A 22046-nucleotide genomic window follows, 5' to 3' on the forward strand; every position below is an offset into this window, starting at 1 on the left:
GCCACCGTATTTTCAGGTCGAGGGGCGCTGTGCTTTCAGGCTGTCCGGGTTAACCCCGGCACTCGACCAGGGACTTGATTTGCCCTGCCGCACTCAGGTTCTCTTCCGACAACCAGCGCTCGAACCCGGCATTCACCGCCGGCCATTCCGAGTCGAGGATGCTGTACCAAGCCGTGTCGCGGTTCCTGCCCTTGACCACCATGTGCTGGCGGAACACCCCCTCGAAGCTGAAGCCCAAACGTTCGGCCGCCGTACGCGAGCGGGCGTTGTCGTTGTTGCACTTCCATTCCAGGCGCCGGTAACCCATGGCGAAAGCTTCTTTTGCCAGCAGGTAGACCGCCTCGGTGCTCTTGGGCGAGCGCTGCATCGGCGCGCCGAAGGTGACGTGGCCGATCTCGATACGGCCCTGGGCCGGGACGATCGACATCAGGCTGAGGATGCCCTGGACTTCACCGCTGGCCTTGTCGACCACGCTGAAGAAATACGGATCGCTATTGGCCGCGTGGTTGCTCAGCCAGTCGTTGAAGGCACTGCGCTCCAGAAACGGACCGTAAGGCAGGTAGTCCCAGAGTTTGGGATCGGCGCCGGGGCCCGTCAGGGCCTGCCAGAGATCGTCGCCATGACGGGCCGGATCGAGCTTTTCCAGGACGATGAAACGCCCCTCCAGACGCTGTGCCGAAGGTGCCGGCGCGCCTTTCCAGTTTGCTAGGGATGTCGACATGACGCTTTCCTCAACGCTTACAACGCTTGGCGAAATTGAATGAAACCGGGGCGCTCGGCAATCCGTTCGTACAGTTGGATGGCCGTGGCGTTGGTCTCGTGGGTCAGCCAGTGGACTCGATTGCAACCGGCCTGGGCCGCCGTGGCGTAGACGTGCTCGATCAGCAGCCGTCCAACACCTGTCCCGCGCAGGCCGGGCGTCACGAACAGGTCCTGCAGGTAGCAGGCGTTCTGAATGCTCCAGTTCGACCGATGGTAGATGAAATGCACCACGCCCACCGCCTTGCCGTCCTGCCAGGCGAGGGCGGCGTTGGTGGGTTCGGCCGGGTCGAGAAAGCGCTGCCAGGTCGACTGGTAGATGCTGTCCGGCAGCTCGGTGTCGTAGAACTTCAGGTAGGCCTGCCACAGCGGTCGCCAAACAGCCTGGTCGGCAGCGGTAACCGGACGGATTTCGATGGAACTCATGGGGGACTCCTTAGCGCATCAGTTGGGCGAGGGCTTGATCCTGGCTGTCGGCGCTGGCCGCCAGCCCTTGTTGCACGCCGGCGATGTCGGCGGCGCTGCGGTTCTGGCTGAGCTTGCGCTTGCCTTCCAGGCGTTGGATCGGCAGGGCAAAGCCGACGATGGCCTTGAGCATGCTGTCGATGTAGGGCGCGGGGGCGTCGTCGACCTTCCAGGGTTTGGCTCGGCCCGCCTCATGCCGGTCGGTCAGGGCGCTGACCAGGTGGCGCAGGCGATGGGGATCGTCGAACACCTCGGCCTGGCCGTAGGCATGCACGGCCACGTAGTTCCAGGTCGGCACGACCTTGCCGTGCTCGGCCTTGCTGGCATAGAAGGACGGGCTGACATAGGCATCGGCACCCGGGAAGATCACCAGGACTTCGCCGCCCTCGGCCAGTTCCTGCCACTGTGGATTGGCCCGGGCCAGATGGCCGTAGAGCGTACCGTTGGGACCTTGCTCGGGGCTGAACAACAGGGGCACGTGGATGGCTTGCAGGCCGAGCTTGCCATGGGTGACCAGCGTCGCCAGGCGGGTGTCCTGGATATGTTGCTGCAGGGTGAGCGGGTCTTGTTCGGAAAAGGCACTGGGTGTGTACATGGAAATTTTCCTTGGCGAATGGCTCCATCCTAGGCAGGCTATTGGTTGGTTGTAAGAGCCATTGCCAGCGATTTTCATAGGTCCAATGCCATGCCCCATCCATCGTTGCCCCTGCCGTTCGATCCTGCCGGGATCCATCTGGACCCGGCCAAGGGACTCAGCCGCCAGCTTTACCAGGCCCTGCGCCTGCGGGTGCTGGACGGACGCCTGGCCAGTGGCAGCCGCCTGCCGGCCAGTCGCGACCTGGCCTGCGCCCTGGCGATTTCCCGCAACAGCGTGGTGCGGGCCTATGACCAGCTGTACGCCGAGGGCTTTATCGAGGGCCGGATCGGTGACGGCACCTATGTTGCGCAACTGCCGGAAAAAGCCCTGCCGATCAAAAAGTTGTCCACAAAAGTATCCACAGGGTTTTCAACAGGCTTACCCACAGGGTTATCCACAAAATCGAGCGAAACCGCTGGGGTTACATCCAGTGAAGTTATCCACAATCTGGCCTTGGAGCGGATCGAGAACAACCCGCTGCACAAGCCGCCGAGCGGTCCGCCACGGGCTTTTCGGGTGGGGGTGCCGGCGTTCGATCTGTTTCCCTTTGACGTTTGGGCCAAGCTGCAGGCGGCTTTCTGGCGCAAACCGGACTTGCAGCAACTGTGTTACGGCGATTCGGCGGGGGACGAGCGCTTGCGCGGCCTGATCGCGGCTTACTTGCGCAGCTCCCGGGGCCTGTCCTGCACGGCTGAACAAATTGTGATCACCAGTGGCGCACAGCAGGGCATCAGCCTTTGTGCACAGTTGCTGGTGGACCCGGGCGATGGCGTGGCGGTGGAGAACCCCGGGTACCGGGCAGCCCGCCTGGCCTTCGCGGTGGCGGGGGCCAGGCTGCATGGCGTGGCGGTGGACAATGAAGGGCTGGACTGCACCGCACTGGCGCAATTGCCGGACTGTCGGTTGGCCTATGTGACCCCGTCCCATCAATACCCCACCGGCGTGATCATGAGCCTGGCGCGGCGCCTGGAACTGCTAGCCTGGGCCGAGCGCACCGGCGGCTGGATCGTCGAGGACGACTACGACGGCGAGTACCGTTACAGCGGTGCGCCACTGGCCCCCTTGGCGGCGTTGGATCGGCAGGGCCGGGTGCTGTATGTCGGCACCTTCGGCAAGATCGCCTTTCCGGCGTTGCGCCTGGGTTATCTGGTGCTGCCGCCGACCTTGGTCGAGGCCTTTTCCCAGCGCCGTGCCCTGGATATGCGCCACTCGGAAGTCAGTACCCAGGCGGTGATGGCCGAGTTCATGGCCGCCGGGCATTTCCAGCGGCATATCCGGCGCATGCGCCGAGCCGCCCTCAGTCGGCGCAATGCCTTGTTGGCCCATTGGCCGGCGGATATCCCGGGCTGCGGCAGTCTGCCGGTGGTTGCCGCGGGCCTGCACCTGACGGTGCCCGTGGCGAACCTGGCGCGGGAGCGGGAGTTGATCGCCCTGGCAGAGCGCGTCGGGGTCGAAATCAGTCCCTTGAGCAGCTACTGGATCACCCAACCCGAGCCCCCGGAAGACCAGCGCGCCGGCTTGGTCCTGGGGTTTGCCGCGGTGCCGGAGGCGGATATCGAGTCGGCGCTGACGCGCTTGCGTACGGTCTGGAAGCGGTAGTCGCGGAGGGTATTAGCCGGTTACCGCAGGCCATCGCGCGGTCGATGTTTATTTATTCCCGGAACCCGAAACCAGGATGAATAGACATGACGTCCCCCCTTGCTCGCGCGACCTTGAGCGAAAGCGAACAGGCTGAGAGGGTCTACACCCTCAGTGATTATTTCGCCGCACGACCGACCCTCGAAAGCGTGGCGCCTGGCCTTGTCCGCGACATGCTGGAAGACCAATACCCGTCGCTGGGAGCGCAGCTTGCCCATGCCGCGCTCATCGAGCCGGAACCGCGCAAGGACGAGGTGGAGTACCGGGTCCTGACCCTGGCGCACCTGTTGATCGAGCGCTTCCTGGGCGAAGAAAAACTGACTCATCCGGCCGGCAGCTACCTGACGCTCTACCCGGGCGCGGAGCATCCGCAGAAGCTGTCCCTGAGTGTTGCGGCGGTCGATACGCTCCTGAGCGAGTGGGCGCCGTTGTTGCTGGAGGCGTACAAACAGGGCCTGGTCGACTTCTGGAGCTCGCCGTTGGCGCAGGATGTCGTGCCCTGGCAGCGACTTTCCGAGTTCTTCGCGGCGCAATTGCGCCTGGCGTGCGCGGCGTTGTCGGGCGACGAATTGGCCACCGTGGAGGCGGTGCTCGACTATCCCGACCTGCGGGCGCGCCGGGCCAGGTTCGGCAGTGATTGCGCGCAGGCCTATATCCCCATCATCGATACCCGCGTCAAGGATCCCGAGCCCTTGCACGTCCAGGCACTGGTCATGAGCCGCTGGGTCGGCGAGCGCCAGATCGTCTTGCTTTACACACTGTTCGGTGGGATCGAAGCGTTCGATTCCACGCGAGCGCTTGAAGATTCCCTGGGGCTGACATTGAGCGGCCAGGACTCGGAGTTCAGGTGCTATTCGCCGGATCATCACATCTTCGACGCCCTGACCGTGACCCTGCTGGTACGACAGTTGGAGGCCATTGACGCGATCAGCCCGAGTGACTATCGCACCCCGGCGGCCCTCGAGCAGCACCTGCATGAGCTGACCGGTTTGCAGGTCTTGTTCGGTGCCTTTCGTTCCGGCCACGAGGCGAAACTGGGTCGCCTGCGTGACTTGCTTCCCGAGCGGTTGCGCACTGCGTCGCCGTCGGATCGCACGCGCTATGGTCGTTACGTGGCGGCGCTCGCGGCGGTGCATCGGCAGCACACCGGCAAGGCGTTTCTCGATGGCATTCCGGATATCCGTACCTTTGCCGGGCAGTCGTTGCAGGCGAGTCTGCAGGCGAAATATCCACAGGCCGAGAGCGTGTCGGCTAGCGACATCAGCGTGACCTTGATGCGTGTGGCGAACAGTCCAGCGGAAATGGTCGACAGTGCTCTTGACGCTCGCTATGAGTCAGCGGCCCAGGATTATGTCGCCATGGCGCTGAAGAACCTTGAGGCCTTTCCTCTTGGTGCATCGGCGCAGGTTCATTACAAAGGCCAGACGCCGCCTTCCTGGATGACCTATGACGCGCTGCGCACGGCGGTGAGCGACGCCGATATCGGCAGGACCTACCCTGAGTTGCTCGGGCAGAAATTGCAGCACGACCGGGTCGAGCGGGCCCGGCAAGAGGGGCTGTTTACCGACTACCTGCGTGTCCTGCTGCCGATGCTGGCGCTGGAGCTGCGGCTCGACCGGCAACTGAGCGAGCCCGCCCGGCGTTATGTCGATGCGGTGGTGACGCAGGATGGCGGCGTTCAAACGGTCCTGGGACAGTCTATCGTGGTCAGGCCGCTGGCCTTCCTGGCGCACCCGAATGCCACGGCGGACCGGGTGCGCAACATGTTTGTGATCGGCCCGCAGGCGACGGACCAGGGCCCGCAGGTGCTGTGCCGCCCCGGCGCCAGGGAGCTCCTGCTTGAGTTTCCATCATGGGCCGGCTTGTTGACGGCCATCCAGCAGGAGGGGCCCTTGCAGCAATCGGTCCTCGATGGCCTGGAAAGCGCAAGGCGTTCCACCTATGACCATGGCGGATTCAAGGAGCCGCACCTGATCAGGGTGACCGACTCCGCTTGGAACATCCCGGACACCCCTGAGTCGGCTGCGCTGGATAGCACGCTGCTGTCCGGGTCGTTTTGCGCGGCGCTGTTCGCCGCCGGCGTCGAGGCGCTGATCGCGCAGGCCGAGGCGGACTCCGTGTCCAATGCCGAAGATCGCTGGAACCGCTTCGTCGATCTGGGCTGGGCGTTGTTCGGCCTGTTGCAGCCCCTGTTGCCCGGCCCTCTGGCGAATTTCGGCTGGCTCGTGCAATTGCTCTCCAGCCTCAAGACCTTTGCCGATCCACAGGCGTCCCACCCCTGGGCGGCGTTCGCCGACGTCTTGCTGAACCTGGCGGTCGTGCTGGTGTATCACCGTCGGCCGCTGCTCGGGAAAGCCGGGGTTGTGGACCCAAGGCCGATCATCAGCAACGCCGTGATCCAGGAGCCTGTCGCCAGTGCGGCGAGCCGGTTGGTCTTTGCCTGGACCCGTCCGGGACGTCACTTCACCGCCTCGGAACTGGTCCGACTCGAGATGTTCAAGCTGTCGCTGTCCGAGGCGCCCGGCACCTTGCTGGTTTCGGGGGAGTGGCAAGGCCTGTATCAGCGTGGCGACCTGCTCTATGCCCAGGTCGACGACGCCTGGTTTCGGGTGTCGCGCAAACTCGATGGGGTGGTGATCATCGATAACAGCCACCCGGCGTTACAGGGCCCCTGGTTGAAAAATGACGGCGCGGGGCGCTGGCAGTTGGATCGTGGCCTGCGCCTGCTGGGCGGTGCGGGGGAGTTGAGTGTGCGCGCCGCGAAGAAGCTGAAGTCGCTGGAGAAGAAGGCCCGTGATCTGTTGGCCAGCTTGCCTGGGCTGCTGGCGGACGCCGAACGAAGTGCGAACAGTGTACAAGCCCCGCGTGACATCGAGGACATACTCGTGATGAAGGCGCAGCCTTTTGAAGAGGCCATGAGGGAGTTGCGGGACTTGACCCGAGGGCTCGCACAGCAACCCCGGTATCTGATTTCCGAGCTGGAGCGGGCAGCAAACACCTTGGCTGACAAGGGCCTGAGTCTGCGAATCGGCTTGACCAAGAAAGGCTTGCCGAGCGTTGCCGCTGTTGAGTTCCTGAAGGAGCAAGAGCAGATCACGATCCGCAAGCTGGGTGAGCGTCGGGATATCTCCCATGGCAAGGGCACCGACTTTCTTGAGGAGTACGGCATTCGCGACAGGCAGGGCGAGCTGTTGTGGTTCGCGCACTTCCATTACCCGACGGCGACCACGTCAGCAACCAACTATTCCAAAGCTCACCTCAAGACCCGCGCGCAACGTTATCTGGGGCTCAGCTTTCAGATCGCCCAGGCGACTGCGGGCGGGAAAGTCGCGCCCATCTGGCGCGGGCCGATCAACGCCAGGGCGGCGCAGGCGTTGTTCCTGTCGTCGAGTGGCTGAAGGCTGTTCCTGTCCCCTGTAGGAGCGAGCTTGCTCGCGATGGTAGCCGGGACACCGCGGGGTATCAGGCTTCCCGCGTTATCGTTGACGTCCATCGCGAGCAATCGAGCGTCGACCGGCTGCTCCTACAGGGAGGCAGGGGCAACACTCAGGTCCCGGACTTGATCTTGGTCCAGGCCCGCGTGCGTGCCCGTTCGGCTTTCTGGTCCAGCGGCTGCAAGGTGTAGAGCGTCTTCATCGCCGCCTCGGTCGGGTACAGGTTGGGGTTGTTGCGGATCGCCGGATCGACCTTTTCGGTGGCGTCCTTGTTCGGGTTCGGATAGCCGACGAAGTCGCTGATCGGCGCGATCACCTGGGGTTGCAGCAGGTAGTTGATAAAGGTGTAGGCGTCCTGGGTGTCCTTCGCCCCCTTGGGGATCGCCAGCATGTCGAACCAGATCGGCGCGCCTTCCTTGGGCAGGCGCATGTCCACCACCACACCGTTCTTGGCTTCCTTGGCGCGGTTGGCGGCCTGGGAGAAGCTGCCGGAATAACCGACGGCCACGCAGATGTCACCGTTGGCGATGTCCGCCATGTACTTGGACGAGTGGAAATAGGTGATGTACGGACGAACCTTCAGCAACAACGCCTCGGCTTTTTCATAATCCTTCGGGTTGTTGCTGTTGGGGTTCAGGCCCAGGTGCTGCAAGGCCAGCGGCAGGATCTCCGACGGCGAATCGAGCAGGGCGACGCCGCACTGCTTGAGCTTGCTGATGTTCTCTTCCTTGAAGATCAGGTCCCAGCTGTCCACCGGCGCCTGGTCACCCAGCACCGCCTTGACCTTGTCCGGGTTGAAACCGATCAGGATGGTGCCGTACATGTAGGGCACCGCGAACTGGTTGCCCGGGTCGTTGGCCTCGAGCAGTTTCATCAGCTTGGGATCGAGGTGGTTCCAGTTCGGCAGCTTGCTGCGGTCCAGCGGCTGGAACACGCCGGCTTCGATCTGCTTGGCGAGGAACACGTTGGACGGCACCACCGTGTCATAGCCGGAGTTGCCGGTGAGCAGCTTGGCTTCCAGGGCCTCGTTGGTGTCGAAGATGTCGTAGACCAGCTTGACCTGGGTGTTCTGGGCCTTGAAGTCATCGAGGGCCTTGGGGGTGATGTAGTCGAACCAGTTGTAGACCCGCAGGGTGCGTTCCTCGGCGTGGGCGCCGCCGCTGAGCACGGCGGCGCACAGGGCCGGGGCAATCAGACGCTTGAGCTTGTTCATTGTTCTAGTTCCTCATTGAGCGTATTGGAAACCTTCGAGTACGTTCACGGCATTGATGCCGATTTCTTCCACCGCGTAGCCGCCTTCCATCACGAACAGCGTCGGCTTGCCCAGGCGGGCGATGCGTTCGCCCATGCGCAGGTAGTCCGGGCTGTCGAGCTTGAACCGGGAAATCGGATCGTCCTTGAAGGTGTCCACGCCCAGGGAAATCACCAGCACGTCGGGCGCGTAGCGTTCGATCTCGCCGCAGGCCTGTTCCAGCGCCGCGCTCCATTGCTCCCAGGCACTGCCGGCGGCCAGCGGATAGTTGAAGTTGAAGCCTTCGCCGGCGCCTTCGCCGAGCTCGTCGGCATAACCGAGGAAGAACGGGAACTCGGCTTCCGGGTGGCCGTGGATCGAGGTGAACAGCACATCGCTGCGCCCGTAGAAAATCGATTGGGTACCGTTGCCGTGGTGGTAATCGACGTCGAGGATCGCGACCTTTTCATGGCCTTGGTCGAGGAACGCCTGGGCGGCGATGGCGGCGTTGTTCAGGTAGCAGTAACCGCCCATCAGGTCGCTGGCGGCGTGGTGTCCCGGCGGTCGGCAGAGGGCGAAGGCGCCGCGCGCGCCGCGCTGGATCTCAGCCTGGGCGGTGAGGGCGACCTGGGCCGCGCTGTAGGCCGCCTGCCAGGTGCCGGCGGTGATCGGCGCGCCGCCGTCGAAGCTGTAGTAGCCGAGTTCACCGTGCAGGCTCTTCGGGATCACTTGGCGCAGGGTGCGGGCCGGCCAGGTGAAGGGCAGCAGGTCGCCGTCACGGCCTTGTTCGGCCCAGCGGTCCCAGGCGCCCTTGAAGAAGTCCAGGTAGGCCTCGTCGTGAACGCGGCGGATCGGCTCCAGGCCGAAGTCCTCGGGCTTGCGCACCGGGCCCAGGCTCTGCTGTTGCACGCGGGCCAGCACGTGGTCGGCGCGCGAAGGCATTTCGAAGCAGGGCATCAGTTGCCCGTCGATCAGCTCGCAGCGGCCGTGGTGCAGGTGGTGATCGTCTGAGTAGACCGTCAGCATTTATTGTTCTCCGATAGCGTGGACGTGGCTTCATTCTTAATGCCTGGCGTCTTTGGGAGAATGACGGGAGCGGCCAAAAGGGGATCGATATGGCCAAAAGATGTGTCCTGATTTCGCCCCTGGGCAGCACATGACGGCGTTCTTTGGGGGCGCAACAGGGGGGCGGGGGCTGTGTTGGCGTGGGTTTTTCGATTCAGGGACGGAACTGGCTCGGGCTGACCCCGCTCCAGCGCACGAAGGCATGACGGAAGCTGGCGGTTTCGCTGAAGCCCAGCTCATCGGCGATGCGGTGAATCGGTAGCCGGGCTTCCCCGAGCAATTGCTTGGCGCGCTCGAAGCGCAGCTCGTCGAGCAGTTCCTGATAGCTGCAGCCGAGGTCGTTGAGGTGTCGGCGCAGGGTGCGCGCCGAACACTTCATCTGCTCGGCCAGGCCCTCCAGGCCCGGCGCGGTGTGCAGTTGTGCGGCGAGCAAGTGGCGGATACGCCCGAGCCAGACCTGGCGGCCGGTGAACTCCAGGTTGTGCTTGCGGCAACGCTCGGCCATGGCCTGGTGGGTAATGGCGTCCGCCAGGGGCAGGGGGTGCTCCAGCCAGCGTCGGTCGAAGGCGAACGCGTTGCTGCTGGCCGAGAATTGCAGCGGGCAGTTGAAGCTGTCGTTGTAGTCGGCTTGGTAGTCCGGCGCCGCGTATTCGAAGCGTGCCTCCAGCAACGGCAGCGGATGGCCGAGCAGGTCGTCGCAGATGACTTTCAACGAAGCCAGGCACAGCTCGGTGTTGAACACCGCCAACTGCGGGTTTTCCCGATAATCCGCGGCGCTGAACCAGATACGTTCGCCATCGGTTTCCAGGCTCAGTTCGAAGAGTGTTCCCAATAGCGCCGGATAGTGCAGGGCCAGGCGCAAGGCGTCACCAAAGGTGGCACTGGTGAGCAGGGCATAGCCGAGTATGCCGTAGGCCGAGACATGCATGCGTCGGCCCAGCTCCAGGCCGATTTCCCGGCGCAGGGCCACGGCATTGGCGCACACCTGCATCTCCTGGTTGGTGGTGATGCGGGTGTCGGCGCGGCTCAGGTCGGCGGCGCTGATACCGCTGCCGGCCAGCAGTGCCTCGCTGGCAACGCCCTTGTCGCGGAAGGTGTTGAGCACCAGGGAGACGGCGTTGAGGGTGGTGAGGTGGGAGTGGAGCATGCTCGGTTCCGGCTTTTGGCGTGGCGGGAATCGAGCAAGTTGTGTGCCGTTCACCGGGTTGGCTGCACCGCCTAACCCTGTGGGAGTTGGCTTGCCGGTGATGAGGCCCGTAAGCCTTGCATCGATCTTGCGGACGCGATCGCCAGCAAGCCGGCTCCCACAGGGACTGCGTTCGGCGCAGCCTTTATGTGGCTCCTGCCGTCAGGCTGTTCAGCTCAACTCGCCACACAGATCCAGCTCGACCAGCCGCCGCACTTCGGCCAGCTCCAGACCGGCACCCAGCAACGCATGCAACTTGCCGAACACCGCCTCACGGGTCATGCCGCCACCGGACAGCACGCCGACACCGCGCAAACGGCTACCGGCTTCGTACACATCCAGCTCGACGCCGCCTTCATGGCACTGGGTGATCGCGACCACCACGATCCCCAGCTTCTCTGCCCGCTTGAGGCTGGCGAGGAACGCCGGGTTATCGCTCGGCCCGGTGCCGCTGCCGAAGCACTCCAGCACCAGCGCCTGGATACCGCTGTCGATCATGCCATCCAGCTGCGCGGCGGCGATGCCCGGGACCAGCGGCAATACGCCGACCGTCGTCAGTTGCCGAGCCTGGCAGTAGTCCAGCTGCGCCGGCAAGGCTGGCGCCTTTGCCACGCCGCCCGTGCGATTGAGGGCAGCAAACGGATGCCGGCCAAAGCTGCGAATCTTCGCGCAACGGGTGGGCGAAAGCATCTCGCCGTGGAAGTGCAGATGCACCCCCGGCGCCAGGCCCTGGCCCAACGCGACCAACGCGCCACAGACGTTCTCCCAGGCATCGCTGTCCGGTACGCCCGCCGGCAGCATCGAGCCGGTAAACACCACCGGAGCCGGCAGCCCGAGCAACTGGAAGCTCATCGCCGCCGCGCTGTAGGCCAGGGTATCGGTGCCATGCAAAACCAGCACGCTGTCGCACTGTTGCACGTCCACCGCCTCGACCACCGCATCGCGCAGGCGCAGCCAGTACTCGGGGGTCATGTTGGCGCTGTCGATCAGCGGTGCCATTTCACGAAAACACCAGTCCGGCACACTCAGGCCGGGCTGGCCGGTGAGCTGTTCGCGCATCCGCGCTTCGAAACCGGAAGCCGGGGCCAAGCCGCTGGCGCTGGCCTGCATGCCGATGGTGCCGCCGGTGTAGAGCACCATGACGCGCTGTGCGGCAGGATAAGAGACGGAAGTCATTGAGGGTTCTCCTGGACGAATGCACCTTGCGCCGCAGCATGCCTGCATGCGCAAGGTGTGTCACGTCGGGTGGCAGGACGCCACCCGGTAAGGTCTGTCGCGTCGGGCGGCAGGGCGCCGCCCGCGGGAGCGATCAGCGTTGCGTGGCAGGCGCGCCCTGGGCAGCGCCTTGCTCGCGTGGAGCAGGCTGGCTCGAGGTGGTCGGCCAGGCTTGCAGGTCCAGGTCCAGGTCGGCGAACTTGCTGGAGTCGAACACGGGCTGGCCGACGCCGGCTTTGCGTTGTGCGTCGTAGTCGCGCATCACGCGCAGGCCGACCTTGAACAGCAGGGCCAGGGCGAGCAGGTTGACGAAGGCCAGGCAGGTCATGGTGATGTCGGCGAAGGCGAACACGGTCGACAGGTTCTGCGTCGAACCCCATACGATCAGTGCCAGCACCAGGCCGCGGTACACCATCAGCACGACGCGGTTGCGGCTGAGGAACTGCAGGCTGTTCTCGCCCAGGTAGTAGTTGTAGAGGATGCAGGTGAAGACGAACAGCGACAGGGCGACGCTGACGAACAGACGACCCCAGTCACCGACCACCGCGGCCAGGGAGTTCTGGGTCAGGACGATGCCGTCACCTTCGAAGCCCGGTGTGTAGAAGCCCGACAGCAGGATCAGCAGCGCGGTGCAGGTGCAGATGACGAAGGTGTCGAGGAACACGCTGAACGCCTGGACCACGCCCTGGGCGCCCGGGTGCTTCACGGCGGCCACGGCGGCGACGTTCGGTGCGCTGCCCAGACCGGCTTCGTTGGCGAACACGCCACGCTTCACGCCCATGATGATGGCGCTGCCGAGCAGGCCGCCGAACGCAGGGTCAAGGCCGAAGGCGCTCTTGAAGATGGTTTCCAGCATGGCCGGAACGTGCTCGATCTGGCTGCCGATCACGTACAGGGTGACGCCGATGTAGGCCAGGGTCTTGACCGGGACCAGCAGGTCGGAGACCGAGGCGATGCGCTTGATGCCGCCCAGGAAGACGATCGCCAGCAGCACGGCCAGGGCGATGCCGGTGTGTTCCGGGGCGAAGCCGAAGGCGTTCTGCAGGGAGTGGGTGACGGTGTACGACTGCAGGCCGTTGAAGGCGAAGCCGTAGGTGACCAGCAGCAGGATCGAGAAGACCACCGCCATGCCTTTGAGCTTCAGGCCGTGCTGGATGTAGTAGGCCGGGCCGCCGCGGTACAGGCCGTCGCCATCGGCGCGCTTGTAGACCTGGGCCAGGGTGCATTCGAAGAAGCTGCTGGACATGCCCACCAGTGCGGTGACCCACATCCAGAACACGGCGCCCGGGCCGCCGAGGGTCACGGCGATGCCGACACCGGCGATGTTACCGGCACCGACGCGGCCGGCGAGGCTCAGCATCAGGGCCTGGAACGAACTCAGTTGGCCCGCCTGGCCGCGCAGGGATTCTTTGAAGACCGTGAACATGTGGCTGAAATGGCGGAACTGGACGAACCGCGAGCGGATCGTGAAGTAGCTGCCGAGCCCGACAATGAGCGCAATCAGTACTTTCCCTGAGAGGAAGTCGTTGATGACTTCGAGCATGGAGTGGTTCCTCGCTGTTTTTGATGCAAAGGCGGCTCGTTTGAAATATCGCGTTACACCCGGTCTTGCAGGGCAGTATGGGCTGGCGATACGTCGTCCCGAGCTTTCGCGGGTTGTTTTTAGTGTTGTTTCGCGTGTTTCAGTGCCGCTGTACCGCGGATCGCTTACGCGAAGAGGGGCGGCACTATACCGATGAGCACGACAGCCGTCTGTACTGGTTTGTAGGACGGACGGCGAAGCGCTGGTATTTCTTGTGAATGCAGGGGCGAGGTTGGGCCTTTTTCCCACTTTCCAGTTGTAAAAAAAGGGCCTGAAGAGTGACCTTCAAGCCCTCAAAAGGTGAGAGGTGTCTAGTCCCTCGACCTGGTGAGCGTGTTGCAGTCCGGCATTGAAGGTCAGGCCTTCAGTGGAACCAGACGCGGAGCAATCATGTTTTCCGGGCGCAGGATGTCGGCGAGCATGGCGTCGTCGAGCAAGCCTTCTTCGCGCACCAGTTCCAGTACGCCACGGCCACTTTCCAGGGCGATGCGGGCGATACGGGTGGCGTTTTCATAGCCGATGTAGGGGTTCAGGGCGGTGACCAGGCCGATGGAGTGTTCCACCAGCTCGCGGCAGCGCGCTTCGTTGGCGGTGATGCCGACGATGCAGTGTTCGCGCAGCATGTCCATGGCGCGTTGCAGCAGGCGGATCGAGTCGAAGATCTTGAAGGCGATCAGCGGTTCCATCACGTTCAGCTGCAGTTGGCCGCCTTCGGCCGCGATGGTCAGGGCCAGGTCGTTGCCGATGATCTGGAACGCCACCTGGTTGACCGCTTCCGGGATCACCGGGTTGACCTTGCCGGGCATGATCGAACTGCCGGGCTGACGAGCCGGCAGGTTGATTTCGTTGATGCCGGTGCGCGGGCCGCTGGACAGCAGGCGCAGGTCGTTGCAGATCTTCGACAGCTTGACCGCGGTGCGCTTGAGCATGCCGGAGAACAGTACGAAGGCACCCATGTCGGAGGTGGCTTCGATCAGGTCGGCGGCAGGTACCAGCGGCTGGCCGCTGATGGTTGCCAGGCGGTCGACCGCCAGGTGCTGGTAGCGCGGGTCGGCGTTGATGCCGGTGCCGATGGCGGTACCGCCCAGGTTGACTTCGGTCAGGACTTCCGGAGCCAGGGTCTTCAGGCGGGCCAGGTCTTCGCTCAGGGTGGTGGCGAAGGCGTGGAATTCCTGGCCGAGGGTCATCGGCACGGCGTCTTGCAGCTGGGTACGGCCCATTTTCAGGACGTGGCTGAACTCTTGACCCTTGGCGGCGAAGGCCTGGATCAGGCTGTCGAGGCTGGCGAGCAGGGCGTCGTGGCCCAGCAGCAGACCCAGGCGGATGGCCGTCGGGTAGGCGTCGTTGGTCGACTGCGCCATGTTCACGTCGTTGTTGGGGTGCAGGTACTGGTATTCGCCCTTGCTGTGGCCCATGGCCTCCAGCGCGATGTTGGCGATGACTTCGTTGGCATTCATGTTGGTCGAAGTGCCAGCGCCGCCTTGAATCATGTCCACCACGAACTGTTCGTGGAAATCGCCACGGATCAGTCGGGCACAGGCTTCGCTGATGGCCGCGTGCTTGGCTTCGGTCAGGTGACCCAGCTCGCGGTTGGCGTCAGCGGCGGCCTGTTTGACCATGGCCAGGGCCACGACCAGTTTCGGGTAGTGCGAGATCGGGACGCCGGAGAGACGGAAGTTGTTCACCGCTCGCAGGGTCTGGATGCCGTAATACGCGTCGCCGGGTACGTCGAGTACGCCAAGCAGGTCTTTTTCTGTGCGGAAAGATGCAGCGGAGGACATGATAGAAATCATCTCGATAGGAACCCGGTCGGTGCCGGAACGTTGGCAATGCTAGGCTTGGGCGAATTGTTGGGCCAATGCTGTTCAGCACTGCCCTATGCATAAACGGCATAATGCAGATGTGACGCGTTGTGTATGGCAGACGTGTGAACCAAAATGGTGCGCTTGGCGGGAGTAACCGATGAATCTCGAAAGCAAATGGTTGGAAGATTTCAGTGCCCTGGCGGCGACCCGCAGCTTTTCCCAGGCGGCCGAGCGCCGCTTCGTCACGCAGCCGGCGTTCAGCCGGCGGATTCGCAGCCTGGAGTCGGCGCTGGGGCTGACCCTGGTCAACCGCTCGCGCACACCGATCGAGCTGACGGCGGCGGGGCAGTTGTTCCTGGTGACGGCGCGTACGGTGGTCGAGCAGTTGGGTGAGGTGGTGCGTCACCTTCATCACCTGGAAGGTGGGCAGGGTGAAGTCATGCAGGTGGCGGCGGCGCACTCCCTGGCGCTGGGCTTCTTTCCGCGCTGGATCGCGCAGTTGCGCAATGAAGGGTTGAACATCGCCACGCGACTGGTGGCGACCAACGTCGGTGACGCCGTGCATGCGTTGCGCGAGGGCGGTTGCGACCTGATGCTGGCGTTCTATGACCCGGATGCGGCGCTGCAGATGGACGCGGAGATCTTTCCGTCCCTGCACCTGGGACAGACCGAGATGTTGCCGGTGTGTGCGACGGGGCCGGACGGCCAGCCGTTGTTCGACCTGGAGGGCGAGGCGAGCGTGCCGCTGCTGGCCTACAGTGCCGGGGCGTTTCTCGGGCGCTCGGTGAACCTGTTGCTGCGCCAGCGCAATCTGCGTTTTACCACGGTGTACGAAACGGCGATGGCCGACAGTTTGAAAAGCATGGCGCTCGAAGGGCTGGGGATTGCCTGGGTGCCGCATCTCAGTGTTCGGGCGGAGCTGGCGCGGGGCGAACTGGTGGTGTGCGGCGGGCCGCAATGGCACGTGCCGCTGGAAATTCGCCTGTATCGCTGCGCGCTGGTGCGCAAGGCCAACGTGCGCTTGTTGTGGCGCAAGCTCGAAGGCGCGGCGGCGCAGGCGCCAGGTTCTACCTGAGCGCCGCGAAACCTGTAGGAGCCGTGTTTCGGGATTGACCTGAAAGTCAGGTAAACCGGCCTTTAGCGGCTGGAATCGGCTAAACGACAGATAGTCGGTAAAGGTGCGTTCAATCCACTTTTTTCGGTATACTGCGCGGCCTTCGGCCGGTTCGCCCGGCCCCGATTCGCATGACAAGCCACGCCGGTCTCCCGCGTGGCTTGTTGTTTTTTGACGCGCCCGCGGGCGCCCAAGAGAAGAGGCACGACGATGAGTGCACTGGTTGGCGTGATCATGGGCTCCAAGTCCGATTGGTCCACCCTTAGCCACACCGCCGATATGCTGGAAAAGCTCGGCATCCCCTACGAGGTGAAAGTGGTCTCGGCCCACCGCACCCCGGACCTGCTCTTCCAGTACGCCGAAGAGGCCGAATCGCGCGGGATCGAGGTGATCATCGCCGGTGCCGGCGGTGCGGCCCACCTGCCGGGCATGTGCGCGGCCAAGACCCACCTGCCGGTGCTGGGCGTGCCGGTGCAGTCGGCGATGCTCTCGGGCGTCGACTCGCTGCTGTCGATCGTGCAGATGCCGGCCGGTATTCCGGTCGCGACCCTGGCCATCGGCAAGGCCGGCGCGATCAATGCCGCGCTGCTCTCGGCGAGCATCCTGGGCGCCAAGCACCCGCACTTCCATACCGTGCTGAAGAAGTTCCGGACTGAACAGACAGACAGCGTGCTGGACAATCCAGACCCGCGCGTCGCCTGAGGTTGATGACGATGAAGATCGGTGTAATCGGTGGCGGCCAGTTGGGCCGCATGTTGGCGCTGGCGGGCACGCCGCTGGGGATGAACTTCGCTTTCCTGGACCCGGCGCCGGATGCCTGTGCAGCCGCCCTGGGCGAGCACCTGCGCGCCGATTACGGCGATCAGGATCACCTGCGTCAGTTGGCCGACGAAGTCGACCTGGTGACGTTCGAGTTCGAAAGTGTCCCGGCGGAAACCGTGGCCTTCCTGTCGCAGTTCGTGCCGGTCTATCCGAGCGCCGAAGCCCTGCGCATCGCCCGTGACCGCTGGTTCGAAAAGAGCATGTTCAAGGACCTGGGGATTCCCACCCCGGCCTTCGCCGATATCCAGTCTCAGGCGGACCTGGACGCGGCTGTCGCCAGCATCGGCCTGCCGGCCGTGCTGAAAACCCGCACCCTGGGCTATGACGGCAAGGGCCAGAAAGTCCTGCGCACCCCGGCCGATGTGGTCGGCACCTTCGCCGAGCTGGGCAGCGTCGCCTGCCTGCTGGAAGGCTTCGTGCCGTTCACCGGGGAAGTCTCGCTGATCGCCGTGCGCGGCCGTGATGGCGAAACCTGCTTCTACCCGCTGGTGCACAACACCCACGACAACGGCATCCTGCGCCTGTCCGTGGCCAGCACCGACCATCCGCTGCAAGCCCTGGCCGAAGACTATGCCACTCGGGTGCTCAAGCAGCTGAATTATGTCGGCGTGCTGGCGTTCGAGTTCTTCGAAGTCGACGGTGGCCTCAAGGCCAACGAAATCGCGCCACGGGTCCACAACTCCGGGCACTGGACCACCGAAGGCGCCGAGTGCAGCCAGTTCGAAAACCACCTGCGGGCCATTGCCGGACTGCCGCTGGGTTCGACCGCCAAGGTCGGTGAAAGCGCGATGCTCAACTTCATCGGTTCGGTCCCGCCGGTGGAGCAGGTGATCGCCATCGCCGATTGCCATCTGCATCACTATGGCAAGGCGTTCAAGGTCGGGCGCAAGGTCGGCCACGCCACCCTGCGCTGCGCGGACAAGGCCACCCTGCAAGAGCAGATCCTGCGGGTCGAGGCGTTGATCGCCGAGTAAAGATAGTCAGTGCCGGCGGGAACCTACGGTTGTCGCCAGCCTCTGATGGCAGGATGTCAAAGGGCTGACTAGGCTTTGACTGTGCAAACTCACCGAGAGGAAACGCCATGCACATTATCTGGACAATTTTTATCGGCCTCATCGTCGGCCTGGTGGCACGTTTTCTCAAGCCGGGCGACGACAGCATGGGTTGGATCATGACCATCCTGCTGGGCATCGGCGGTTCGTTGGCGGCGACCTACGGCGGTCAGGCGCTGGGGATCTATCACGCGGGCCAGAGTGCCGGTTTTATCGGTGCGGTTGTTGGCGCAATTATCTTGCTGGTGATCTACGGCCTGATCAAGAAGAGCTGATCAGGTGACCAAACCCTCTCCGCCGCAAGGGTGGAGAGGGCTAGAATGCGTAACATTCCTTTGTGTTTTCGAGTTTCCCCCCATGCGCCGCCTTCTTTTGACACTTCTTCTCCTGGGCAGTGGCCTGGCTCATGCCGGTGAACTGCCGGAAACCGACTGGCTGGAACTCATGCCCAAGTCGGACCAGAAAGCCCTTGAGCAAATGCCGGAAATCACCCACAACTCGCCCGAGGCCAACGGTACGTTTACCGCCAAGGGTGGCTTGAAGCAGAGCAAGGGCCTGCCGGCGGTGATGTATTCCACCAAGACCGTGCCGGCGATGGACGGCAAGGAGATCCGCATCGGGGGTTATCCGGTGCCGCTGGAGACCGACGCCAAGGGGCGCAGCACGCTGTTTTTCCTGGTGCCGTACCCGGGCGCCTGCATCCACGTGCCGCCACCGCCGCCCAATCAACTGGTGCTGGTGCGTTATCCCAAGGGCCTGAAGCTGGACGATATCTATACGCCGCTGTGGGTTACCGGCACGTTGAAGATCGAAAAGGTCAGCAATGACCTGGCCGACGCAGCGTATGCGCTGGATGCGGGCAAGGTCAGGGTGGTGAAGGAGTCGGACCTGTAAGGCGCCAGGCCTTACGCCAGGCGCTGGCTGCCGATGGTCACACCCAGTGTATGACTTGCCCCCGGCGCTAGCGTCACCACGTCATCCAGCACGTTCGCGGTCTCGATGCAGAGCATCCGCTGCCAGCCATCATCCGCCATATCGGCGAACTGGCTGGCCCGCTCTATCCACGGATTCCAGATCACCGCCGTGCGTGAGCCGCTGCTGGTCAGCTGGATACGCCGCTGCCAGTCCGGATCGACGATGCTCAACTGAGCCGGCGCATTCTGGTAGATGCGATCGGTTTCGCCGACAAACCCCAGGCTGCCAACCTGTGTCAGCGGTTTCCAGTCATCCAGCGTTTCGATATAGGTCAGGCCTTCCACGCCTTCCACCCGCACATTGCGCACGTCGCTGACAGCGAAGTAGGTGTGCAGTGCCTGGCTGAGGCTGACCGGATGATCGTCCAGATTTTCGCTGCAGAGCTCGATCTGCAAGGTCTCGCCGAGGCGGATACGCAGCGTCAGGCCGACCTTGTGCGGCCAGCCCGGCAGGCCGCCTTCGGGCAGTGGCAGGGTGAACGCCACGTTCACCGAGTCGCCTTCGGCCTCGATGCCCTGCAACGACCAGTCCATCGTCCGCACCAGGCCGTGGGCCGTGGGGGCGTCGCTGCCCTGGCGCATGGCCTGCACGTTATCCGGGTTGCGCGAGAAGTTGCCGAACCACGGCCAGCACACCGGCACGCCGGCCCGAATGCCCTTGCCCTGCTTGAACACGGCCTCGTTGTTGAGCCAGATCAGCGGCGGTTGCCCGGCCAACTGGTAACTGAGGATCTGCGCACCTTGTTGCGCCACCAGCAACTCGGCCTGGCCGTGGCGGATGCGCCAGCCGTTCAGTTCGTCCAGTTTTACCGTTTCAACATAAGGCGTGGTCATGGTGTTCTCGCAAGACAGGGAGTTGCAACGGGCCGCGGGGCGGCGGCCGGGTCAGCGCCGCGGCACGGAGCGGGTGCGCCCGCTGCCGTCGATGGCCACGAACACGAACGCCGCCTCGGTGACCTTGCGCCATTCGCTGGTCAGCGGATCGTCGCTCCACACCTCGACCATCATCCGCATCGAGCTGCGGCCGATTTCCTCGGTATGGGTATAGAAGGACAATTGCGCGCCCACGGCGACCGGGACCAGGAACGCCATGCGGTCGATGGACACCGTGGCCACGCGGCCGCCGGCGACCTTGCTGGCCATGGCCGTGCCGGCCAGGTCCATCTGGCTGACCAGCCAGCCGCCATAGATATCGCCGAAGCCGTTGGCTTCGCGCGGGAGCGCGGTGATTTGCAGGGCGAGATCGCCTTGCGGGATAGGATCTTCTTGTTCGAGTTCGATCATGCCGGGGTGCCTCTGACCCGTAACGCTACGTTGGTATTGCAGGTGAATAGCCGTCTTCAAGAAAAACGATTCAACCCGAACATACTACGTTCGTTACGTTTCTCGTAAGCCGCACTAAGGGAAACTCTGCGAAAGCGGCTGGTTCGGCCCCAACGGCGTTTTCGCACAATACCCCTCTAGCCTGCAGGTTTTACCCGGCGCAGGGCACGAGTATATCGGTCGATAGACCGCGAGACGACCACCCGGTTCGCATTTTTGCCGACGAATGCGTCGATCCATGTGCTTTTATGAACAATTTGCTATGGTGCCAGACCTGCCCCCAGCCTGAGCCGAGCCTTGCGTGGCTCATAGACGTGCCCAATAAGAGAAGCCCATGACCATCGCGACCACCCATATCGCGCAACCTTCGCGCCCGCTGACCCGCAACGACTACAAGACTTTATCGCTGTCTGCCCTGGGCGGTGCGCTTGAGTTCTACGACTTTATCATTTTCGTATTCTTTGCCGCTGTGGTCGGCAAGCTGTTCTTCCCGGCGGACATGCCCGAGTGGCTGCGCCTGATGCAGACCTTCGGGATTTTCGCCGCCGGCTACCTGGCCCGGCCACTGGGTGGCATCGTGATGGCGCACTTCGGTGACCTGCTGGGTCGCAAGAAGATGTTCACCCTGAGTATTTTCCTGATGGCGGTACCGACCCTGATCATGGGCCTGTTGCCGACCTATGCGCAGATCGGCATCTGGGCGCCGATCCTACTGCTGTTGATGCGGGTGATCCAGGGCGCGGCCATCGGCGGTGAGGTGCCGGGTGCCTGGGTGTTCGTCGCCGAGCACGTACCGGAGCGCCGGATCGGCTTTGCCTGCGGCACCCTGACCTCGGGCCTGACCGCCGGCATCCTGCTGGGTTCGCTGGTGGCCACCCTGATCAACAGCCTTTATAGCCCGCTGGAAGTGGCCGATTACGCCTGGCGGATTCCGTTCCTGCTGGGCGGCGTGTTCGGCCTGTTCTCGGTGTACCTGCGCCGCTGGCTGCACGAAACCCCGGTGTTCGCCGAGTTGCAGCTGCGCAAGGCCCTGTCCGATGGCATGCCCCTGGGGGCGGTGTTGCGTGATCACCGGGGGCGGTCCTGGTCTCGATGCTGCTGACCTGGCTGCTGTCCGCCGGTGTGGTGGTGGTGATCCTGATGACCCCGACCGTGCTGCAAACGGCCTATCACTTCGCCCCGACCGTGTCGCTGGAAGCCAACAGCCTGGCGACCATCTGCCTGACCTTGGGCTGCATCCTGTCCGGGGCGCTAGCCGATCGCTTCGGCGCCGGGCGGGTGTTCGTGCTCGGCAGCCTGGCGTTGATGGTGACCTTCTGGGTGTTCTACAGCAGTCTGCCGACTCATCCCGAGTGGCTGTTCCCGCTGTACGCACTGAGTGGCCTGTTCGTCGGCACCATTGGCGCGGTGCCCTATGTGATGGTCAAGGCGTTCCCGGCGGTGGTGCGTTTCAGTGGCCTGTCGTTCTCCTACAACCTGGCCTATGCGATCTTCGGTGGCCTGACCCCGATGGTCGTTACCCTGCTGCTCAAGGAAAGCCCGATGGGCCCGGCCTATTATGTGGCGATCATTTGCAGCATGGGTGTGCTGGTGGGCGGTTATCTGTGGTCGAAGGGGCGTTGAGCTTCGCCAATAGAAGCGGGGTCTATCGGTAGGAAGAAGGTTTCTAATTATTTCAAAGTCGACATGTGCGGCGCCCCTGTGAGGGCGCCGCCGTCCAGTAGAGACGGGCGTTCGCCCGTTT

General features: G+C 63.7%; 18 protein-coding genes and 1 pseudogene. 8 read left to right on the forward strand and 11 right to left on the reverse strand.

Annotation, left to right across the window (positions count from 1 at the left end):
- Positions 1-49 precede the first annotated feature (49 nt).
- Genes NUH87_RS17545 through NUH87_RS17555 form a run of 3 tightly spaced genes read right to left on the reverse strand, consistent with a single transcriptional unit; the run spans position 50 to position 1819 of the window.
- Positions 50-721 carry a GNAT family protein gene (locus tag NUH87_RS17545; RefSeq protein WP_338522040.1) on the reverse strand — a complete coding sequence of 224 codons (672 nt, stop codon included), beginning with the start codon at positions 719-721 and terminating at the stop codon, positions 50-52.
- 17 nt (positions 722-738) lie between these two features.
- Positions 739-1185 carry a GNAT family N-acetyltransferase gene (locus tag NUH87_RS17550; RefSeq protein WP_338522041.1) on the reverse strand — a complete coding sequence of 149 codons (447 nt, stop codon included), beginning with the start codon at positions 1183-1185 and terminating at the stop codon, positions 739-741.
- 10 nt (positions 1186-1195) lie between these two features.
- Complete coding sequence (locus tag NUH87_RS17555; RefSeq protein WP_338522042.1) at positions 1196-1819, reverse strand: FMN-binding negative transcriptional regulator; 624 nt, start codon at positions 1817-1819, stop codon at positions 1196-1198.
- A gap of 90 nt (positions 1820-1909) precedes the next feature.
- On the opposite strand from NUH87_RS17555, the gene NUH87_RS17560 reads away from it, so the two are divergent.
- Both NUH87_RS17560 and NUH87_RS17565 read left to right on the forward strand, forming a co-directional pair.
- Complete coding sequence (locus tag NUH87_RS17560) at positions 1910-3460, forward strand: PLP-dependent aminotransferase family protein (RefSeq protein WP_338522043.1); 1551 nt, start codon at positions 1910-1912, stop codon at positions 3458-3460.
- Between the two features lie 86 nt (positions 3461-3546).
- Positions 3547-6897 carry a dermonecrotic toxin domain-containing protein gene (locus tag NUH87_RS17565; RefSeq protein ID WP_338522044.1) on the forward strand — a complete coding sequence of 1117 codons (3351 nt, stop codon included), beginning with the start codon at positions 3547-3549 and terminating at the stop codon, positions 6895-6897.
- A 148-nt stretch (positions 6898-7045) separates the two neighbouring features.
- On the opposite strand, the gene NUH87_RS17570 is transcribed toward NUH87_RS17565, so the two are convergent.
- From NUH87_RS17570 to aspA, 6 genes are all read right to left on the reverse strand, one after another.
- Complete coding sequence (locus NUH87_RS17570) at positions 7046-8146, reverse strand: polyamine ABC transporter substrate-binding protein (protein ID WP_040071799.1); 1101 nt, start codon at positions 8144-8146, stop codon at positions 7046-7048.
- Between the two features lie 12 nt (positions 8147-8158).
- Positions 8159-9190 (reverse strand): histone deacetylase family protein, encoded by a 1032-nt coding sequence (locus NUH87_RS17575; protein WP_040071798.1) that lies wholly within the window; start codon positions 9188-9190, stop codon positions 8159-8161.
- 193 nt (positions 9191-9383) lie between these two features.
- Entirely contained in the window at positions 9384-10376 is a 993-nt protein-coding gene (locus NUH87_RS17580; protein ID WP_338522045.1) for an AraC family transcriptional regulator, read from the reverse strand.
- A gap of 210 nt (positions 10377-10586) precedes the next feature.
- Positions 10587-11591: an asparaginase gene (locus NUH87_RS17585; protein ID WP_338522046.1), complete on the reverse strand. Its 1005-nt coding sequence runs from the start codon at positions 11589-11591 to the stop codon at positions 10587-10589.
- Positions 11592-11724: 133 nt separating this feature from the next.
- The gene (locus NUH87_RS17590; protein WP_040071795.1) at positions 11725-13173 is read right to left on the reverse strand and encodes an alanine/glycine:cation symporter family protein; all 1449 of its coding nucleotides are present in this window, start codon (positions 13171-13173) and stop codon (positions 11725-11727) included.
- Between the two features lie 395 nt (positions 13174-13568).
- On the reverse strand, positions 13569-14993 hold the full coding sequence (gene aspA, locus NUH87_RS17595) for an aspartate ammonia-lyase (RefSeq protein WP_040071794.1): 1425 nt from the start codon (positions 14991-14993) through the stop codon (positions 13569-13571).
- Between the two features lie 181 nt (positions 14994-15174).
- Here aspA and NUH87_RS17600 point away from each other — a divergent pair, with 181 nt between their 5' ends.
- The 5 genes from NUH87_RS17600 to NUH87_RS17620 all read left to right on the forward strand — a co-directional run bounded on the left by NUH87_RS17600 (position 15175) and on the right by NUH87_RS17620 (position 18899).
- A complete protein-coding gene (locus NUH87_RS17600; RefSeq protein ID WP_338522047.1) occupies positions 15175-16092 on the forward strand; it encodes a LysR substrate-binding domain-containing protein in 918 nt (305 codons plus the stop codon).
- A gap of 249 nt (positions 16093-16341) precedes the next feature.
- Positions 16342-16833, forward strand: a complete 492-nt coding sequence (gene purE, locus NUH87_RS17605; protein WP_338522048.1) for a 5-(carboxyamino)imidazole ribonucleotide mutase — start codon at positions 16342-16344, stop codon at positions 16831-16833.
- Between the two features lie 11 nt (positions 16834-16844).
- Positions 16845-17927, forward strand: a complete 1083-nt coding sequence (locus tag NUH87_RS17610; protein ID WP_338522049.1) for a 5-(carboxyamino)imidazole ribonucleotide synthase — start codon at positions 16845-16847, stop codon at positions 17925-17927.
- Positions 17928-18034: 107 nt separating this feature from the next.
- A complete protein-coding gene (locus NUH87_RS17615) occupies positions 18035-18280 on the forward strand; it encodes a GlsB/YeaQ/YmgE family stress response membrane protein (protein WP_338522050.1) in 246 nt (81 codons plus the stop codon).
- An 82-nt stretch (positions 18281-18362) separates the two neighbouring features.
- Complete coding sequence (locus tag NUH87_RS17620; protein ID WP_338522051.1) at positions 18363-18899, forward strand: DUF3299 domain-containing protein; 537 nt, start codon at positions 18363-18365, stop codon at positions 18897-18899.
- Between the two features lie 11 nt (positions 18900-18910).
- Here the strand turns inward: NUH87_RS17620 and NUH87_RS17625 are convergent, their stop codons facing one another.
- Both NUH87_RS17625 and NUH87_RS17630 read right to left on the reverse strand, forming a co-directional pair.
- The gene (locus tag NUH87_RS17625) at positions 18911-19813 is read right to left on the reverse strand and encodes a D-hexose-6-phosphate mutarotase (RefSeq protein WP_338522052.1); all 903 of its coding nucleotides are present in this window, start codon (positions 19811-19813) and stop codon (positions 18911-18913) included.
- A 51-nt stretch (positions 19814-19864) separates the two neighbouring features.
- Positions 19865-20263, reverse strand: a complete 399-nt coding sequence (locus NUH87_RS17630) for an acyl-CoA thioesterase (protein WP_040071787.1) — start codon at positions 20261-20263, stop codon at positions 19865-19867.
- A gap of 373 nt (positions 20264-20636) precedes the next feature.
- Between NUH87_RS17630 and NUH87_RS17635 the strand changes: the two are divergent.
- Positions 20637-21925 (forward strand): annotated as a pseudogene (locus NUH87_RS17635) (MFS transporter).
- Positions 21926-22046 lie beyond the last annotated feature (121 nt).

This window comes from Pseudomonas batumici (genome assembly GCF_036585405.1).
Lineage (GTDB): Bacteria > Pseudomonadota > Gammaproteobacteria > Pseudomonadales > Pseudomonadaceae > Aquipseudomonas > Aquipseudomonas batumici.

What these genes read in the sequence shown, in the direction of transcription:
- NUH87_RS17545 (WP_338522040.1), bottom strand. Translation starts at nt 721, where the DNA reads ATGTCGACATCCCTAGCAAACTGGAAAGGCGCGCCGGCACCTTCGGCA.
- NUH87_RS17550 (WP_338522041.1), bottom strand. Translation starts at nt 1,185, where the DNA reads ATGAGTTCCATCGAAATCCGTCCGGTTACCGCTGCCGACCAGGCTGTT.
- NUH87_RS17555 (WP_338522042.1), bottom strand. Translation starts at nt 1,819, where the DNA reads ATGTACACACCCAGTGCCTTTTCCGAACAAGACCCGCTCACCCTGCAG.
- NUH87_RS17560 (WP_338522043.1), top strand. Translation starts at nt 1,910, where the DNA reads ATGCCCCATCCATCGTTGCCCCTGCCGTTCGATCCTGCCGGGATCCAT.
- NUH87_RS17565 (WP_338522044.1), top strand. Translation starts at nt 3,547, where the DNA reads ATGACGTCCCCCCTTGCTCGCGCGACCTTGAGCGAAAGCGAACAGGCT.
- NUH87_RS17570 (WP_040071799.1), bottom strand. Translation starts at nt 8,146, where the DNA reads ATGAACAAGCTCAAGCGTCTGATTGCCCCGGCCCTGTGCGCCGCCGTG.
- NUH87_RS17575 (WP_040071798.1), bottom strand. Translation starts at nt 9,190, where the DNA reads ATGCTGACGGTCTACTCAGACGATCACCACCTGCACCACGGCCGCTGC.
- NUH87_RS17580 (WP_338522045.1), bottom strand. Translation starts at nt 10,376, where the DNA reads ATGCTCCACTCCCACCTCACCACCCTCAACGCCGTCTCCCTGGTGCTC.
- NUH87_RS17585 (WP_338522046.1), bottom strand. Translation starts at nt 11,591, where the DNA reads ATGACTTCCGTCTCTTATCCTGCCGCACAGCGCGTCATGGTGCTCTAC.
- NUH87_RS17590 (WP_040071795.1), bottom strand. Translation starts at nt 13,173, where the DNA reads ATGCTCGAAGTCATCAACGACTTCCTCTCAGGGAAAGTACTGATTGCG.
- aspA (WP_040071794.1), bottom strand. Translation starts at nt 14,993, where the DNA reads ATGTCCTCCGCTGCATCTTTCCGCACAGAAAAAGACCTGCTTGGCGTA.
- NUH87_RS17600 (WP_338522047.1), top strand. Translation starts at nt 15,175, where the DNA reads ATGAATCTCGAAAGCAAATGGTTGGAAGATTTCAGTGCCCTGGCGGCG.
- purE (WP_338522048.1), top strand. Translation starts at nt 16,342, where the DNA reads ATGAGTGCACTGGTTGGCGTGATCATGGGCTCCAAGTCCGATTGGTCC.
- NUH87_RS17610 (WP_338522049.1), top strand. Translation starts at nt 16,845, where the DNA reads ATGAAGATCGGTGTAATCGGTGGCGGCCAGTTGGGCCGCATGTTGGCG.
- NUH87_RS17615 (WP_338522050.1), top strand. Translation starts at nt 18,035, where the DNA reads ATGCACATTATCTGGACAATTTTTATCGGCCTCATCGTCGGCCTGGTG.
- NUH87_RS17620 (WP_338522051.1), top strand. Translation starts at nt 18,363, where the DNA reads ATGCGCCGCCTTCTTTTGACACTTCTTCTCCTGGGCAGTGGCCTGGCT.
- NUH87_RS17625 (WP_338522052.1), bottom strand. Translation starts at nt 19,813, where the DNA reads ATGACCACGCCTTATGTTGAAACGGTAAAACTGGACGAACTGAACGGC.
- NUH87_RS17630 (WP_040071787.1), bottom strand. Translation starts at nt 20,263, where the DNA reads ATGATCGAACTCGAACAAGAAGATCCTATCCCGCAAGGCGATCTCGCC.